This is a genomic window from Paenibacillus sp. FSL R7-0198, assembly GCF_038000415.1.
In the GTDB taxonomy this organism is placed as follows: Bacteria; Bacillota; Bacilli; order Paenibacillales; family Paenibacillaceae; genus Paenibacillus.
This window is the reverse complement of the sequence record NZ_JBBOCB010000001.1, coordinates 3859824-3876491: the sequence shown is the minus strand read 5'-3', so window position 1 is coordinate 3876491 and position 16668 is coordinate 3859824. Positions and strand designations below refer to the sequence as shown.

Below are 16668 nucleotides of genomic sequence, written 5' to 3'. Positions count from 1 at the left end.
AATTTTCTGTACACATGACATTCATTATAGGGAGTGAGTTCGCGCGTAACGAATAAGCGAGGGACATATCCATACATGATAGGGGTTGTGTTGCATGTTAAGGAAGGAAAACCGAACAGAAGTGAGAAGAAGACCGAAATCATGGAGTCTATAGATTAGATTATTGTTGGAAAAGTTTGGACACGTAAGAATTTATTAAAAAACCCCCGTTTCTCCACGAAACGAAGGTTCATCAATTAAGCCATTAGCTTAAGCTATTCATTGCCCAGCAGTTCCAATTTTACTTGGAAACCACCGTAACAATAATAGACAAAATCATAAATCCTGCACCCAGTACCACCGTTGCACGTTGCAGGAAGAGATCCAATCCGCGCGCTTTCGTTTTACCGAAAAGATGTTCCGCACCACCGGAGATGGCACCCGCCAAACCAGCGCTTTTCCCGTGCTGCAGCAATACTACAGTGATTAGACCGATCGAGAAGACAACGAGCAGCAATTTCAAAGCAATATCCATTCTTTCCACCTCCTACCCATGTGGGCATAACATCTCACCATAAAAACAGTTACTTTAATTGTAACATAGCTATTGTTGTGATACAAGTAGTGCAGTTCATACAATGCCCTAAATTTCACCATCTACGTGATCTGTACGTTGTACCATTACACCGTTTCAATAAAAAAGACAAGCCGGTTACCCGGCTTGCCCGTAAAAGCTGGATACCCAGCTTATTTTTTAAGGTTGTAGAATCCTTTAAGACCATTGTATTGAGCCAGTTCACCCAGTTGATCCTCAATGCGGAGCAATTGGTTGTACTTCGCGATACGGTCTGTACGGGAAGGAGCACCCGTTTTGATTTGACCAGCGTTTGTTGCAACAGCGATATCAGCGATTGTGCTGTCTTCGGACTCACCGGAACGGTGGGAGATTACAGCTGTGTATCCTGCACGTTTAGCCATTTCGATTGCATCAAATGTTTCAGTCAATGTACCGATTTGGTTAACTTTGATCAGGATGGAGTTACCGATACCTTCTTCAATACCTCTGCCCAGACGCTCAGTGTTAGTTACGAACAAGTCATCACCAACGAGTTGTACTTTGTCTCCCAATTTCTCAGTGAGCAATTTCCAACCATCCCAGTCATCTTCAGACATACCGTCTTCAATTGTGATGATTGGGTATTTCTCAACCCATGAAGCCAAGAGGTCAACATACTCAGCGGAAGTGTAAGATTTACCTTCGCCAGCAAGAGTGTACTTACCATCTTTGTAGAACTCAGTGGAAGCTACGTCCATACCCAAGAATACGTCAACACCTGGTTTGTAACCAGCTTTTTCAATCGCTTCGATGATTGTAGTGATTGCTTCTTCGTTCGAACCAAGGTTCGGTGCGAAACCACCTTCGTCACCTACAGCTGTGTTCAAGCCTTTGGAGCTCAATACGGACTTCAGGTTGTGGAAGATTTCCGCGCCTACGCGAAGAGCTTCTTTGAAGCTTGGTGCTCCAACTGGAAGAACCATGAACTCTTGAACGTCGATGTTGTTGTCCGCATGCTCACCACCGTTGATGATGTTCATCATTGGAACTGGCAATGCTTTAGCATTGAATCCGCCCAGGTAAACGTACAATGGCAGGTCCAGAGCGTCAGCAGCTGCGCGAGCTACTGCCATGGATACAGCCAGGATTGCGTTAGCACCCAGTTTACCTTTGTTTGGCGTACCATCCAAAGTGATCATCAATTTGTCGATACCCAGTTGATCCAATGCATCCATACCGATAACTTCTGGAGCGATTGTTTCGTTTACGTTTTTAACAGCTTGCAGAACGCCTTTACCGAGGTAACGGGATTTGTCGCCATCGCGAAGCTCAACTGCTTCGTGGGCACCAGTGGATGCACCAGATGGAACGATTGCGCGTCCGATTGCGCCGGACTCCAGGTATACTTCAACTTCTACTGTAGGGTTACCGCGGGAGTCGAGGACTTCGCGAGCGTACACGTCAGAAATAATAGTCATTTGTGATAATCTCCTTTAAATTTAAATTTATTAAAAATTAGGACCACTTGTGTTTTCCCTTTTCCACTACGTCAGCAGAATCGTCCTCTGATCGCTGTTATCCCCTGATTCCATTGAACTTATTTTCATAAGTTGGAATCATGTGATAAAGGCGAACGCGTTGCTTCTTCGGACAATTTCTGCTTCCTTCGTTCGGGGTAAACTCCAAACTTCCCAATTTCATATATGTTGTTGCGTAACTTATTTACGGGTAGCGATGACGGATGTACCTGTCATTTCTTCCGGTTTAGGCAATTGCATCAGGTCAAGGATCGTTGGCGCGATATCCGCCAGGATTCCGCCTTCACGCAATGTTACATTGGCATCCGTAACGATGAATGGAACCGGGTTCGTTGTATGAGCCGTGAACGGACGTCCTTGCTCATCAAACACCATATCCGCGTTACCATGATCCGCAGTGATCAGTACAACGCCGCCTTTGGCAAGTACTGCATCCACAACACGGCCCATGCATTCATCTGTTACTTCAACCGCTTTGATGGTAGGCTCCAGCATACCGGAGTGACCAACCATGTCAGGGTTAGCGAAGTTCAGAATGATGGCGTCATGTTTGTCTGCTTCGATCTCGCGAACACATGCGTCAGCCACTTCATACGCGCTCATCTCTGGTTGCAGATCATATGTTGCAACTTTTGGTGAGTTGATCAGTACACGAGTTTCGCCCGGAAGCTCCACATCACGACCGCCGCTGAAGAAGAAGGTAACGTGCGGGTATTTCTCCGTTTCTGCAATACGCAGTTGTTTTTTATTGTTCTGTACCAGAACTTCACCCAGGGTGTTGTCGAGGTTCTTCGGCGAATAAGCCACATAACCTTCAACCGTCTCACTGAACAAAGTCAAACATACAAAATGCAAGCCCACTGGGAACTTCGGACCACGATCGAAACCACGGAAGTCCTGGTTCGTGAATACTTGCGACAGCTGGATTGCACGGTCAGGACGGAAGTTAAGGAAGATAACGGAATCGCCGCTCTCTACCAAACCTACCGGCTCACCATCCGCTTTGACGATAACCGTTGGTTCAACGAATTCATCAAATACGGATTTCTCATACGATTCTTCAACCGCTTTGAGTGGGTCAGTGTATTTCGGTCCATCTCCATAAACGATGGCGCGGTATGATTTCTCAACACGTTCCCAACGTTTGTCACGGTCCATCGCGTAATAGCGACCTTGAACCGTTGCGATTTGTCCTACACCAACTTCTTCAATCTTGGCGATCAGCTTCTGCATGAAGTCTTTACCACTGTCTGGCATAACATCACGGCCATCCATGAAAGCATGAATATATACATCATTCATTCCTTCTTTTTTGGCCAGATCCAGCATAGCAAACAGGTGGTCGATGTGACTATGTACGCCGCCATCGGACAACAAGCCGTAGAGATGAAGCTTTTTACCGTTTTGTTTCGCTTCGCGAACCGCTTTGACAAGTGTTTCATTGTCGTAGAACTCGCCATCACGAATGGATTTGGAGATACGGGTCAAATCCTGGTATACGATCCGGCCGGCACCAATGTTCAGGTGACCTACCTCGGAATTTCCCATTTGCCCTTCTGGCAAACCTACAGCTTCACCGCAAGCAGTGAGCGTTGTATGTGGGAATTGGCTCATAAAACGGTCGTAGTTCGGTTTCTTGGCTTGCGCTACCGCGTTGCCTTCCACCGTGTTACGCAGACCGAAGCCATCCATGATGATCAGTGCTACAGGTTTTGGAGCTGTCATCTTACTTCGCCCCCTCAACAAGCGCGATGAACGAAGCCGGCTGCAAGCTGGCACCGCCAACAAGCGCGCCGTCGATGTCGCTTTGTCCGAGGTATTCTGTTACGTTCTCCGGTTTAACACTGCCGCCGTATTGAATACGAACTGCACTCGCAACCGTCTCGTTGTACAGATCCTTCACCAATGTACGGATGTAAGCAATAACTTCATTCGCATCTTGGGAAGTGGAGGATTTGCCTGTACCAATCGCCCAGATTGGCTCATAAGCGATAACGACTTGTGCCGCTTGCTCTGCAGACAGACCTGCCAGCGCAGCTTCTGTTTGCACTTTGCATACGTCTTTTGTTTGGTTCGCTTCACGCTCTTCAAGCGTCTCACCGAGGCAGAAGATTGGAGTCAAACCATGACGGAATGCTGCATGCAACTTTTTATTGACAGTCTCATCGGTTTCCGCAAAATATTGACGGCGCTCCGAGTGACCAACGATGACATAATCCACACCCAGGTCTTTCAGCATTACACCGCTGATTTCGCCTGTGAATGCACCATTATCTTCAAAATGAAGATTTTGTGCACCAATTTTGATGTTTGTGCCTTTAACGGCTTCTACCAGGGATGGCAGATTTGTAAACGGTGCGCAGATTACAGTTTCCACGCCTTCAACTTCCGCTTTTCCTTTAACTTCCTGAATGAAGTCATTGGATTCGGAAACCGTTTTGAACATTTTCCAGTTACCTGCGATAATCGGTGTTCTCATGGGTTTCAACTCCTTCATGCTATAGACTACTAAAACTTACTTGTCGTTCAATGCCACTACGCCTGGAAGTACTTTACCTTCCATGAACTCGAGCGATGCTCCGCCACCTGTAGAGATGTGGTTCATCTTGTCAGCCAATTTAAACTTCTCAGCTGCTGCTGCGGAGTCACCGCCACCAATTACAGTGTAAGCTTCTGTCTCAGCGCAAGCTTCCGCTACTGCACGAGTACCGTGGGAGAATGGCTCGATTTCAAATACGCCCATTGGTCCATTCCATACAACCAATTTGGAGTTTTTGATTACGTCAGCATAGATCTCACGTGTTTTAGGACCGATGTCGATACCTTCCCAATCTGCTGGGATGCCATCGATGTCAACGATTTGTGTGTTTGCTTTCGCACTGAAATCGTCAGACACTACGATATCTACCGGCAGGTAGAAGTTTTTGCCCAGTTTTTTCGCTTTTTCGATAAAACCGAGAGCAACATCAAGTTTGGATTCATCCAACAAGGATTGTCCAATCTCATGTCCTTGTGCTTTGAAGAACGTGTAAGTCAGACCGCCACCGATGATCACGTTGTCTGCAATGTTCAGCAGGTTGTCGATTACATCGATTTTGTCCTTAACTTTGGATCCACCAATGATAGCTGTGAAAGGACGCTCAGGGTTGGAGATTGCTTTACCCAACACTTCAAGTTCTTTCTCCATCAACAAACCGGACACTGCTGGAAGCAAGTGAGCGATTCCTTCAGTCGAAGCGTGTGCTCTGTGAGCCGCGCCAAACGCATCGTTAACAAAAACGTCAGCCAGTTCAGCAAATTGTTTTGCCAGTTCCGGATCGTTTTTCTCTTCGCCAGCGTGGAAACGAACGTTTTCAAGCAACAATACGTCGCCGTTGTTCAGTTCAGCGATTTGAGCTTTAACAGCGTCACCAACAGAATCGTCAGCTTTAACAACGGTTTTACCAAGCAATTCAGACAAACGCTCAGCTGCTGGAGTCAAACGCAAGGATTCAACCACTTCGCCGTTAGGACGACCCATGTGGCTTGCCAAAATGACTTTAGCGCCTTTTTCAATCAAGAAGTTGATTGTAGGAAGCGTTGCACGAATACGTTTGTCATCTGTAATTTTACCATCTTCGAGCGGCACATTGAAATCTACACGGACAAAAGCCCGTTTTCCTGTCAATTCGATATCGCGTACACTTTTTTTGTTCATCTGTATTTCCTCCGCACCCATGTATTTGGTGGACCAATCAAGAGCTAAAATCCCTTGTCAATCCTGGTGTTTTTGAGAAATTTGCAAAATGTAGATATATAAAGAGCGGAAACAATATAGCATCTGTTTCCGCTCTATTTTATTTCAGATATTACTTAATCATTTTTGCAAAGTGCTCCAAAGTGCGAACCAATTGTGCAGTGTAGGACATTTCATTGTCATACCAAGCTACAGTTTTAACCAATTGTTGGTCGCCAACAGTCAGAACTTTAGTTTGAGTTGCATCAAACAGGGAACCGAAAGTGATTCCTTGGATATCGGAAGATACGATTTCGTCTTCTGTGTATCCGAAAGTTTCTGGATCGGAAGCTTCTTGCATAGCTGCGTTAACTTCTTCAGCAGTTACTTTTTTGTTCAGAACAGTTACGAGCTCAGTCAGGGAACCAGTAGCTACTGGTACACGTTGAGCTGCACCATCAAGGATGCCTTGCAGTTCTGGGATTACCAGACCGATTGCTTTAGCAGCACCAGTTGTGTTAGGGATGATGTTTTCAGCTGCTGCGCGAGCACGACGGAAGTCACCTTTAGGGTGTGGAGCATCCAACGTGTTTTGGTCGCCAGTGTAAGCGTGAATTGTAGTCATCAAACCTTGAACGATTCCGAATTTGTCTTGCAGTGTTTTTGCCATAGGTGCCAGGCAGTTTGTTGTGCAAGATGCGCCGGAGATTACAGTTTCAGTACCGTCGAGGATTTCATGGTTTACGTTGTAAACGATGGTTTTCATGTCGCCAGTAGCTGGTGCGGAGATAACAACTTTCTTAGCTCCACCTTTCAAGTGTTTCTCAGCTGCTTCTTTAGTTGTGAAGAAACCAGTACATTCCAGAACGATATCTACGCCCAGGTCGCCCCAAGGAAGTTCTTCCGGGTTACGGTTAGCCAATACTTTAACTTCTTTGCCGTTCACTTTGAAGAAGCCATCGTGTACTTCAACATCGCCATCGAAGCGACCTTGAGTTGTATCATATTTGAGCAAATGAGCGAGCATTTTAGCATCAGTCAAGTCGTTGATTGCTACTACCTCGATGCCTGCTACATTTTGAATACGGCGGAATGCCAAGCGTCCAATACGTCCAAAACCGTTAATACCTACTTTAATCATGAGTAAGTTCCTCCCAAGTTTTGATTAATTTTTTATGAAACTTATATATTCAAGACAGACGGTGAAGTCCGTCAAGACAACAATAGTTGTGATGCAAAGTAAACCCTTATTCCATTTCAGCAACGATGACTTCGGCAGCAGCCTCATCAATAATCAGAATATCTTCCTGACCAAATCGCAACACGGAGTGAATGGCAGCAGCTTTGCTTTTGCCACCTGCAATTCCAATCACGACATCGGTTCGTTCAATATCCTGAAGTCGCATACCCAGTGTAAGCATGGTATGTACCACCTTACCCTGATCATTAAAGTAATAACCGAAAGATTCAGATACGGCTCCTTGCTCCTGAAGTTCATCGATAATCTCCGTCGCAAGTTTACGTCTTGTCGCCATCTCCACGGCATCACCAATTCCATGAATTACAATCCGCGATTTCCGAATCAGCTGCAGAATCTCCTGAACACTGGGGTCCTGGATTAATGATTCGTAGGCATGATCACTAAGCAAATCCGGTACATGCAGGAGTTTGTATTGCGCTCCTACCCGTTTTGCCATTGTGGATGCAATCGTATTTGCCTGAATTTCAAGGCTTTCTCCAAGTCCACCGCGTGCCGGTACGAACCAGACACCTTTGAGCGATGTTGGCGGAGTCAGTTGCTCTGCGACTTCGGCCGTTGTTGATCCGCCAGTAACGGCGACAACGTCGTTGTCACTCATGATATTGCCGAGAGCCTTCGCTCCGGCTCTGCCCAGTTCCCTTTTGGCAAATGGAGAAACGTCCGAATCACCAGGAACCACAACTACCTTTTGCAGACCGTAGGCTTGCTTGATGCGCTCTTCCAGCTCGGATAATCCGAACAACTCTTTGGCTACGGGCTCTAACTGCTGCAGCAAATCATACCCTGCCTCGCTGATCTTCATTCCTGCACTGTCAATTTCAATAAGTCCCTGAGCCTTTAACAGATCGGTCTCAGCCCTCAGAACCCGCTCGGTCATCTGCATGGAATTAGCTAACGTTCTCCGTCCGATCACATCCGATAACATGATCTGTTGCAGAATCGTATACCTCTTTTTCAAGATATCCATGAGATCAGGCAGAAGCTGCTTTTGTACTTCTAAAATCGTTCGCATGCTTTCCACTCCCGCAAGTTCTCGTTCTAAGCTCTCTTTCGTGGCCCTAAAACGTCCCGGGTTAACTTTTTAAGTCCCACGTCTATTCTACCTAAAACTGACGTGACATGCAAGTGTTTCAACGTGTTATTTCGACACGCATTCAGCGTTTGTACGCGCCTATTTTCACAATCCTAGACTTCCATGATCAAGGACTAGCTCACGCATACCATATATAGAAGAAACAAATGAATTCAATCTACATATCGCTCAGAATCACATTTCATACGGCATGTCCAAAACCTCTAATAGCATTTACTTAAATGCACTCTTTATCCACTCTTCTTCATCATGATCATTTTTGGGTTAATCCAAACCAATACCACAACGAACTGCTTGCAATTAAATATTTCATGAGCTATAATCATTATTGCTGTCACATAATGTGCGCCCGTGGTCCAATGGATATGACGTAGGCCTCCGAAGCCTGAGATCCAAGTTCGATTCTTGGCGGGCGCGCCATTTTTATTTAACAGCTCATAACCCATTTAACCAATGAAACCGGAAAGGTTTCTTTTTTTTGCAAGTTAGTTTGACTTTCTTTGACTTTTTGTTTGGAATTGTTTATTATGTGGGTAATACGGTAACAGTTTAAGTATAAACACCAATAACATTTACATTCCAAGGAGGTTTTTCACGTGAGTTTTATTCCAATGGTCGTTGAACAGAGCAACCGGGGTGAGCGCGCCTACGACATCTACTCCAGATTGCTGAAGGATCGTATTATTTTCCTTGGTAGCGATGTTAATGACGTAGTGGCTAATGCCATTATGGCACAGATGTTGTTCCTGGCTGCGGAAGATCCGGAGAAAGACATTCACTTATACATCAACAGCCCAGGCGGATCGATTACAGCCGGTATGGCGATTTACGATACAATGCAATTCATCAAACCGGATGTATCTACCATCTGTGTAGGTATGGCGGCTTCCATGGGTGCATTCTTGTTGAATGCCGGTGCAAAAGGTAAACGTTTTGCATTACCAAACAGTGAAATTATGATTCACCAACCACTTGGTGGTGCACAAGGTCAGGCTTCTGACATCGAAATCCGTGCTCGTCGCATTTTGAAAATGCGTGATACGTTGAACCGCATCATCTCTGAGCGTTCAGGTCAACCTCTGGAGCGGATTGAGAAAGATACAGATCGTGACTACTTCATGAGTGCTGCTGAAGCTGCCGATTACGGTATCATTGATAAAGTTATTGAAAACGTAGGTTCCCAAGGAATCTAAGTGTTAGTTAGACCACGGTCTTCGCGTTAATATATCAATACCTAACGTAATCAGCAACACCTCATTGTGTTGTCTATACGAGAAGAAGCCCTCATCATGATCATGATGAGGGCTTCTTTTTTCATTTTATAAGAAAAATAACTTAAGAGTGCATAATAATGATTCTTTATTTGGTTCCCGTTACATCGCTAAATGGTTCTGTGCCTTTAGGAAGAATCTCTTTATACGTAAATGGCATTTCAGGGAATCCCTCTGCGTACGCTGTATACTCATACAGCTGGAAGAACACGACCACACCCGTTGGTGTAACATAGAAATCCTGATCTTTATTTAACCCTTTATACCCATCGAGGTATCCACCGCGGGCTTTCAGTTGCTCGCCCACTTTTTTACCCAACGTCTCACGCATGGTTTTGTTATTTTGCAGCACATCATCTAATGTAAGCTCCTTACCTGTGTCCAGTGCAAAGGTGTGGCCCGTACGGTATGTCATACCATGAGCGCCAGCATAATCTTCGTATCGTTGTGTAATGAGTCCCAGCACGCCTTTTTCGTTGTACGTCACTACATAAGAGCTCTCAAATGCATATGGACGGTTGGCTGTAGCACCGCCGAATTCAGATGTCTGTTTCTTGAAGTCAGCTACATAAGCATCCACTTCGTCTTTCAGCACTTTGTTGATGGCCGCTTCAGCTTCTTTGCTGGCAAGTCCACTTACCTGCGGATATTGAACATCTACTTCAGCATTTTTCACAGTGACATTAACTGTGGCCGCTTTAACTGTCACGCTATTTTGTTTCACCTTGCTGAGTGTTAACGTTTTGGTTTTGCCATCCCAATTTCCCTGTACACCCAGATAATCTCTCATTGCCGAGAATGGGATATATAATCGACCCTGAATCAATTTTGCTTCCACCTGAGGGTAATAACCGTTAATGTAAACGTTTGGCTGTCCATCCATCAAGCTAACAGTCATCGCATTGTTGGCTGCTGTTACCGTATATGACTTGGTTTTGGCATCATATTTCAACGTACCGCCCGCTACATCTTTGACCGCTGTCAGCGAGACCCAAGTCGATCCACCTTGAAGAAGTCCTTTTTGAGTCAGTGTTTTCCCACCCGATTTCAGAGTTACCTCAGCCGGGGTTGTCACTTTTGAGGATACAGAAGCCGCCTGTACCGAACTATCCTGCCATACCGAACCACTACCTACAATAATTCCTGCTGCAAGCAACGCACTTGTCCATTTTTTCCATGATGTCATATATAAAACTCCTCTCTGAATTCACAATTAGGTATCATTGCGTATGTAATCTTGACCTGTTCGCATATCTCATACGCTCACCTCTTTATTATAATTAACCCAATTTCGGAAAGGTTTACAGCTCGAGTTACAATGTTGATGAATATGAGACGGAAAATATAAGGGGATATGACCTTTTTGTCACGAACAACTATACAAAAAAGATACCAACAAACAACATTTCACGTTGCTTCAAAAAGGGTTCCCTCCTATCAAACTTCATTAAAGTTTGCTTTTCCAACAAAAAAGACTCTGTCCACAGGACAAAGTCTTTGTCATTATTTCGTTGTACCCTTCAAATGAAACTTGTAAAGGTTACTTGAGCTCACAATCCTGGTTCACTCTTGTTTATTTCATTTCATACGTAATATTCAGGATTGTACTTACTTTAACCTGGCCTGTTTCAATCTCCGTGCCACCTGCTGTATCTTGTGCTTTGGACATTAAAGCCTCGCTTGCATAGAATACAGGCACATTGGCATCACCTTGGCTCACGGAAAGAACAGCACCCAGTTGACGTTTAACTGCTTTTGCAATGGCGCCAGCTTTCACATCTGCATTGGCAACAGCCTTCTCAATCACTTGGGACTCATAAGTTTCCGGATTTTCTACAGTAAAGCGCACATTCTCAATATTGTTGGCACCTGCCCCTGAAGCAGCATCGAGCAACTCGCCGATCTTGTCCATCTGACGATACGTGACTGTCAGTGTATGGTGCGCTGTGTATCCTTTAATTTGTTGTCCGTCTTTTTCGCTATACGTATAGTTGGGTTGTACAGAGAACTGACTGGTTTGAATGTCGTCTGCACTGATCTTCCACGTATTCTTCAGCAAGTTGGATACCTTTTGAACTTTGGCAGCATTCGCTTTTTGAGCAGATGCAGCTGTCTCTGCAGTACTGTTCACACCAATGGACAGATAAGCAATATCAGGCTTCACCTGAATCTCACCTTTACCCACGACATTAATCACATTCTGTTGTACGCCTTGAACCTCTGCAGCATAAGCATAGTTTCCTGGCGCAACCCATGCGGTTCCTCCTACAAGCAACGTACTTGCCACCAGCACTGCACCAAACGGTTTCATCCATTGTTTACCCATCACGATAGCCTCCTTATGTGTTAACATCTCAAACTTTAATCGATTTGATACCTTAACAGACGGGACAAATTCCATAATGTTGCACTTGACGATAGCAAATACCTCAATAACGCAAAAAAGCCCCTTTCGGGACTTCTTCATTGGATTGATCATATCTTATTGGTTTTCGAGCTCTTCCTTGCTTACCAGACTAACTAAAGCGTTTACAGCCTGTTCGGCATCCGCGCCTTCTGCACTAATCTGGATTTCCGTACCTGTGCTAATCGCAAGGCTCATGATCCCCATAATACTTTTTGCATTAACTTTTTTGTCGTCCTTCTCGACGAACACTTCAGACGAGTACTTATTCGCTTCTTGAACGAACAGTGCCGCAGGTCTGGCATGGAGACCCGTTTTCAAACGGACAACTACCGGGTGCTTTGTCATGGAAACTTACCCCCTATTATGAAATCTGGACATTAAATACACAATTATATTTATACAACATTATACCATTAACCCGTGCAGGACACTAGAAGAAAAAACTCAGGGTGCTTTGAAGGACATTATCTTGCCCTATTTCATCTTTTGCAGAGCGCATCCAATGACCTAAGTGAAGTCTCCCAGATCCTTAACGGGTATAACTTTCCCGACCGTTTCTGTTCAGCAGAAACAGCCGACCTTGTTACTTTACCCTACGACGTCTTAACCATAACGTTCTGTGCGCACTTTCTCAGCCAGCTCATCAATTTTACGAAGCCGATGGTTTACTCCCGACTTGCTAACAGTACCCTTAAGGAGTTCGCCCACTTCCTTCAAATTGATATCTGGATGAGCCAGTCGAACCTCCGCCACCTCGCGAAGTTTCTCAGGCAGTGACTCCAGACCAACTTCTTTTTGCAACAAACGGATATTATCGATTTGTCTTACCGCCGCTCCAATTGTTTTATTCAGGTTGGCAGTCTCACAATTGACAATCCGGTTAACGGAGTTACGCATGTCTCGCATAATCCGTACATCTTCAAACTTGAACAAGGCCTGATGAGCACCAATGATGCTGAGCAGCTCAATGATTTTCTCGCCTTCCTTAATGTATAGGATGAATCCTTTTTTCCGTTCTATACACCGGGCATTCAGATGAAATTCATTGGCCAGATCAACCAGCGCCTGACAATGCTCCTCATACATGGACGCAATCTCCAGATGGTACGAGGAACCTTCCGGATTATTAACCGATCCACCGGCCAGAAATGCACCGCGAAGATAGGCCCGTTTACAACAGTTCTGCTGAAACAGCTCCGTATTAATTCCTGGCGTAAACAGAAAACCTTCCGATACAATATGAAGACTCTTGAGAATCTCCTGTACCATAGTTGGAATACGAACAATATATACATTGTTCTTTTTCAGCCGCATTTTTTTGCGGACCAGTAATTCCGTATGCACTTGAAAATGCTTTTTAAGCAGAGAGTATGCCCGTCTTGCAATGGCGGCATTCTCCGTCGAAATATCCAAGATTACTTTTTTATTCGATAACTGCACTGCACCAAGCATACGGATGAGGGCTGAAAGTTCCGCCTTTTCGCAGCACGGTTCGCTCTCGATCATGGTTAACTCTTTTTTGGTCTGTGCTGCAAACGACATGGGACTTCACCTCTTCCGTAACATCCAATTTTGTACCAGCTGGTAGATGTGATGACTTAACTTGTCGGCATCATGACGCAGATAAGTCTTGAACAGAACAAGAGTATCTGCAACCACCTGATAGCCGGCACTTTCGAGTACATTCATATCCAGTACAACCGGTTTTGCTCCTTTTTCCGCATACTTATTCTGCACTTGCAGCGGAATATCCCCATTATTTACGATAACATAGTCGAAGAGCTGATGACCTATATGCTCGTGTACCGCCTTAAGGTGGTCACTTACCGTATAGTTATCCGTTTCTCCCGGCTGTGTCATAACATTACAGATAAACATCTTCACCGCATCAGCCTCTACCACAGCTTCTGCAAGCTTAGGTACAAGCAGATTGGGAAGGATGCTTGTATATAGGCTGCCTGGCCCGATCAGAATGGCGTCAGCTTGACGAATAGCCTCTACCGCCTCTGGCAACGGCTCCACGTGATCCGGTTCAAGGAAAACACGTTTGATGCGTCCGCCTGCCTCGGGGATTTTGGATTCACCTGTAATAATTGTGCCATCTTCCATCTCGGCATGCAACACAACGGCCTGCCCAGCTGCTGGCAATACCTCACCTCGAACGGCAAACACGCGGCTAAGCTCCCGCACTGCGGTCACAAAGTCGCCCGAAATATCCGTCATTGCAGCCAAAATCAAATTTCCCAAGCTGTGGCCTGCAAGCCCCGCGCCTGTATTGAAACGGTACTTCAACATATCTGAAAGCAATGGTTCTACATCAGCCAGTGCCGTAAGCACGTTGCGAATGTCGCCCGGAGGCGGCATCTGTAGCTCATTGCGCAGGATGCCTGAACTTCCACCGTCATCTGCTACCGTGACGATGGCCGTGATATCCAGCGGCTTCTCTTTCAAACCGCGTAACATCACGGATAATCCGGTTCCGCCGCCCATTACAACTATTCTCGGACGTTCTCTTCGTGGTCCGGCCTCTTTCATCCCTTCACCCTCTTCAATGACGGTCCCGGTCAGCGTCGCGATGGCTCACGGTGACAGCTTCTGTCTCGCTGCTTCCCAACATCTTGCCCAAATATTCCGATATTGCTACCGAACGATGCTTGCCTCCGGTACAGCCGATTCCAATAATAACCTGGCTTTTGCCTTCCTTCCGGTATTGCGGAATCAGGAAATGCAGCATATCCAGCAGCTTGGTCAGAAACGCCTGTGTCTCTGGCCACTTCATAACATATTCGTACACATCACTATTCTGTCCCGTATTCGGTCGTAAATGATCAATATAATGCGGATTCGGTAAAAAACGTACATCAAACACCAGATCAGCATCAATTGGAATGCCATATTTAAATCCGAACGACGTAATATTCACTGACAGCATTTGGCTTTCCAGATGAGAGAAGCGGGAAATGATGCGTTCTTTCAGTTGGGCAGGCTTCATTGTACTTGTATTCAGTACCTGAGTAGCGGAGTTTTTGAGTTCCTCCAACATCTTGCGTTCCAGTCGGATGCCGTCCAGCGGCATGCCCTCAGGAGCCAGAGGATGTCTGCGCCTGCTTTCTTTGTAACGCTGAACAAGTACAGAATCTGTAGCATCCAGGAATAAAATTTCGCAATGAATGGTAAAATGATCTTTAATATAGTTCAAAGACTCGGACAGAGCCGTAAAGAATTCACGCCCGCGCAGATCGATAACCAATGCAACCTTACCAATCTTGCCGTTTGACTGTTCAATTAGTTCCGCAAATTTTGGAATCAATACCGGTGGCAGATTATCCACACAGAAGAAACCCAGATCCTCCAGGCTTTGTACTGCAATGGTTTTACCTGCCCCGGACATGCCCGTAATGATAATGAGCGTGGCGCCTGTGCCTGGTGAGCCTTCACCTTCAAGCATAAATGTCCCCTCCTTATCATATTGCTGTCTTCATATATTGTTACGAGGTTACTAGGAACGCAAGAGAAGACCTGCCGCACCCACAATACCTGCATTATTACCAAGTGTAGCTTCCAGAATCTGAACCCCTTCTTGCAGTGGTTCCGGTGTCAGCTTAGCAAATACGGTACGTATTTCATCAAACAAGAAATTGCCGGCTTTGGATACGCCGCCACCAATGATGAACATCTCCGGGTTAATGACAGCTGCTACAGTAGCCATGGACTTGCCCAGGTAAAAGGCCGCACGGTTTACAATACGCTGTGCCACTTCATCGCCTGCCTTGGCAGCATCGAATACTTCTTTGGCTGCAATCTTGTCGACGAGTGCCAGTGACGTATGATCACCGCGTTCTACCGCATCCTTCGCCATACGAATAATACCCGTTGCAGAAGATACAGTTTCTACACACCCCATTTTACCACAGCCGCACTTGATGGCCTCCAGATCAGGTACAACACTAATATGACCCAGCTCTCCCGCCATACCCGAGAAGCCTTGATAGATGTTCCCATTCAAGATCAAGCCTCCGCCAACGCCAGTACCGAGCGTATAACATACGCAATTGTCTACGCCTTTGCCGGCACCTGCCCATACTTCACCCAGTGCAGCCACGTTTGCATCGTTATCTATTTTGATTGGCTTGCCCAGACGTTCTTCCAGAATCGAACGAATGGCCACATTCCGAAATCCGATGTTAGGGGCATGAACGATAATTCCCTCGCGTACATTCGTGAAACCGGCCACTCCAGCGCCTACACCCTCAAGCTGTTCCCAACTGTAAGGTGATTCGGCTACGATATGTCGGACATACTTCTCGATGTTGGCGATGACCGTGTCTACGCCCTTATCCACTTCAGTCGGTCCTTCATACGTATGCATTAGCTGACCTTGTTCATCGCATATACCGACTTTGATTGCTGTTCCGCCGAGATCGACCCCAACGTAGATTTTCTCAGACATGCTGCAAGCCACCTTTATCTATCTAAAATAGTTTAAGTCCTACGTACCAACTATAATTGAAGGATACGCCTGGGTCAAGACGATAAGACCTCGGATACATCATGCTTTGACAGGGTTGTGAACCACATCACATAGCATTTATGAATACGTATACAATCTTATTACCTTCATTTATAAACGCACGCTTCATTCCTTCCTCCATAACAGAGGAAGCCTCAACTCATGATATTGCATCTTCACTCGTTCCATTCATAAAAGATGATCATCGTCCCCTCATAACGGTGACTCGTCTTATGCACCCGCTCACCTGTCATTCCCATGCAGAAAGCGATCTATTGACGGTATTGCCAACAAAAAAGCGCCTTCCATGGTTGGAAGGCACCTTACTTTTCACAAAT

The 16668-nt window shown here is 45.6% G+C and carries 15 protein-coding genes and 1 tRNA gene; 2 read left to right on the top strand and 14 right to left on the bottom strand.

The window, feature by feature from the left end:
* Positions 1 to 280 precede the first annotated feature (280 nt).
* The 7 genes from secG to MKY87_RS16750 form a co-directional block, all read right to left on the bottom strand.
* Positions 281 to 514 (bottom strand): preprotein translocase subunit SecG, encoded by a 234-nt coding sequence (secG, locus tag MKY87_RS16780; protein WP_062837740.1) that lies wholly within the window; start codon positions 512 to 514, stop codon positions 281 to 283.
* A gap of 212 nt (positions 515 to 726) precedes the next feature.
* Positions 727 to 2013: a phosphopyruvate hydratase gene (gene eno, locus MKY87_RS16775; RefSeq protein WP_076291983.1), complete on the bottom strand. Its 1287-nt coding sequence runs from the start codon at positions 2011 to 2013 to the stop codon at positions 727 to 729.
* A 240-nt stretch (positions 2014 to 2253) separates the two neighbouring features.
* The gene (gene gpmI, locus MKY87_RS16770; RefSeq protein ID WP_253429051.1) at positions 2254 to 3798 is read right to left on the bottom strand and encodes a 2,3-bisphosphoglycerate-independent phosphoglycerate mutase; all 1545 of its coding nucleotides are present in this window, start codon (positions 3796 to 3798) and stop codon (positions 2254 to 2256) included.
* Between the two features lies 1 nt (position 3799).
* Positions 3800 to 4552: a triose-phosphate isomerase gene (gene tpiA / locus MKY87_RS16765; protein ID WP_253429049.1), complete on the bottom strand. Its 753-nt coding sequence runs from the start codon at positions 4550 to 4552 to the stop codon at positions 3800 to 3802.
* A 36-nt stretch (positions 4553 to 4588) separates the two neighbouring features.
* Complete coding sequence (locus MKY87_RS16760; RefSeq protein ID WP_310342101.1) at positions 4589 to 5770, bottom strand: phosphoglycerate kinase; 1182 nt, start codon at positions 5768 to 5770, stop codon at positions 4589 to 4591.
* Positions 5771 to 5921: 151 nt separating this feature from the next.
* Complete coding sequence (gene gap, locus MKY87_RS16755) at positions 5922 to 6929, bottom strand: type I glyceraldehyde-3-phosphate dehydrogenase (RefSeq protein ID WP_017691243.1); 1008 nt, start codon at positions 6927 to 6929, stop codon at positions 5922 to 5924.
* 106 nt (positions 6930 to 7035) lie between these two features.
* Positions 7036 to 8061 carry a sugar-binding transcriptional regulator gene (locus MKY87_RS16750; RefSeq protein WP_221822444.1) on the bottom strand — a complete coding sequence of 342 codons (1026 nt, stop codon included), beginning with the start codon at positions 8059 to 8061 and terminating at the stop codon, positions 7036 to 7038.
* A gap of 426 nt (positions 8062 to 8487) precedes the next feature.
* Between MKY87_RS16750 and MKY87_RS16745 the strand changes: the two genes are divergently transcribed.
* Both MKY87_RS16745 and clpP read left to right on the top strand, forming a co-directional pair.
* Positions 8488 to 8562: transfer RNA gene (locus MKY87_RS16745), tRNA-Arg, on the top strand.
* A gap of 176 nt (positions 8563 to 8738) precedes the next feature.
* Positions 8739 to 9335: an ATP-dependent Clp endopeptidase proteolytic subunit ClpP gene (gene clpP, locus MKY87_RS16740; protein ID WP_017691245.1), complete on the top strand. Its 597-nt coding sequence runs from the start codon at positions 8739 to 8741 to the stop codon at positions 9333 to 9335.
* 166 nt (positions 9336 to 9501) lie between these two features.
* Here the strand turns inward: clpP and MKY87_RS16735 are convergent, their stop codons facing one another.
* The 7 genes from MKY87_RS16735 to MKY87_RS16705 all read right to left on the bottom strand — a co-directional run bounded on the left by MKY87_RS16735 (position 9502) and on the right by MKY87_RS16705 (position 16270).
* The gene (locus tag MKY87_RS16735) at positions 9502 to 10599 is read right to left on the bottom strand and encodes a stalk domain-containing protein (RefSeq protein WP_340965443.1); all 1098 of its coding nucleotides are present in this window, start codon (positions 10597 to 10599) and stop codon (positions 9502 to 9504) included.
* 387 nt (positions 10600 to 10986) lie between these two features.
* Positions 10987 to 11739: an SIMPL domain-containing protein gene (locus tag MKY87_RS16730; protein ID WP_253429045.1), complete on the bottom strand. Its 753-nt coding sequence runs from the start codon at positions 11737 to 11739 to the stop codon at positions 10987 to 10989.
* A 156-nt stretch (positions 11740 to 11895) separates the two neighbouring features.
* Positions 11896 to 12165, bottom strand: coding sequence for an HPr family phosphocarrier protein (locus MKY87_RS16725; protein ID WP_017691248.1), 270 nt, complete (start codon positions 12163 to 12165; stop codon positions 11896 to 11898).
* A 258-nt stretch (positions 12166 to 12423) separates the two neighbouring features.
* On the bottom strand, positions 12424 to 13362 hold the full coding sequence (gene whiA / locus MKY87_RS16720) for a DNA-binding protein WhiA (protein ID WP_253429043.1): 939 nt from the start codon (positions 13360 to 13362) through the stop codon (positions 12424 to 12426).
* Between the two features lie 6 nt (positions 13363 to 13368).
* Positions 13369 to 14355, bottom strand: coding sequence for a gluconeogenesis factor YvcK family protein (locus MKY87_RS16715; RefSeq protein ID WP_017691250.1), 987 nt, complete (start codon positions 14353 to 14355; stop codon positions 13369 to 13371).
* 13 nt (positions 14356 to 14368) lie between these two features.
* A complete protein-coding gene (rapZ, locus tag MKY87_RS16710) occupies positions 14369 to 15268 on the bottom strand; it encodes an RNase adapter RapZ (RefSeq protein WP_017691251.1) in 900 nt (299 codons plus the stop codon).
* Between the two features lie 51 nt (positions 15269 to 15319).
* Positions 15320 to 16270: an ROK family glucokinase gene (locus MKY87_RS16705; protein WP_062837749.1), complete on the bottom strand. Its 951-nt coding sequence runs from the start codon at positions 16268 to 16270 to the stop codon at positions 15320 to 15322.
* Between the last annotated feature and the right edge of the window lie 398 nt (positions 16271 to 16668).

Excerpts from the sequence above, each read along its gene's own strand:
- secG (WP_062837740.1), bottom strand. The coding sequence starts at position 514 with ATGGATATTGCTTTGAAATTGCTGCTCGTTGTCTTCTCGATCGGTCTA.
- eno (WP_076291983.1), bottom strand. The coding sequence starts at position 2,013 with ATGACTATTATTTCTGACGTGTACGCTCGCGAAGTCCTCGACTCCCGC.
- gpmI (WP_253429051.1), bottom strand. The coding sequence starts at position 3,798 with ATGACAGCTCCAAAACCTGTAGCACTGATCATCATGGATGGCTTCGGT.
- tpiA (WP_253429049.1), bottom strand. The coding sequence starts at position 4,552 with ATGAGAACACCGATTATCGCAGGTAACTGGAAAATGTTCAAAACGGTT.
- MKY87_RS16760 (WP_310342101.1), bottom strand. The coding sequence starts at position 5,770 with ATGAACAAAAAAAGTGTACGCGATATCGAATTGACAGGAAAACGGGCT.
- gap (WP_017691243.1), bottom strand. The coding sequence starts at position 6,929 with ATGATTAAAGTAGGTATTAACGGTTTTGGACGTATTGGACGCTTGGCA.
- MKY87_RS16750 (WP_221822444.1), bottom strand. The coding sequence starts at position 8,061 with ATGCGAACGATTTTAGAAGTACAAAAGCAGCTTCTGCCTGATCTCATG.
- MKY87_RS16735 (WP_340965443.1), bottom strand. The coding sequence starts at position 10,599 with ATGACATCATGGAAAAAATGGACAAGTGCGTTGCTTGCAGCAGGAATT.
- MKY87_RS16730 (WP_253429045.1), bottom strand. The coding sequence starts at position 11,739 with ATGGGTAAACAATGGATGAAACCGTTTGGTGCAGTGCTGGTGGCAAGT.
- MKY87_RS16725 (WP_017691248.1), bottom strand. The coding sequence starts at position 12,165 with ATGACAAAGCACCCGGTAGTTGTCCGTTTGAAAACGGGTCTCCATGCC.
- whiA (WP_253429043.1), bottom strand. The coding sequence starts at position 13,362 with ATGTCGTTTGCAGCACAGACCAAAAAAGAGTTAACCATGATCGAGAGC.
- MKY87_RS16715 (WP_017691250.1), bottom strand. The coding sequence starts at position 14,355 with ATGAAAGAGGCCGGACCACGAAGAGAACGTCCGAGAATAGTTGTAATG.
- rapZ (WP_017691251.1), bottom strand. The coding sequence starts at position 15,268 with ATGCTTGAAGGTGAAGGCTCACCAGGCACAGGCGCCACGCTCATTATC.
- MKY87_RS16705 (WP_062837749.1), bottom strand. The coding sequence starts at position 16,270 with ATGTCTGAGAAAATCTACGTTGGGGTCGATCTCGGCGGAACAGCAATC.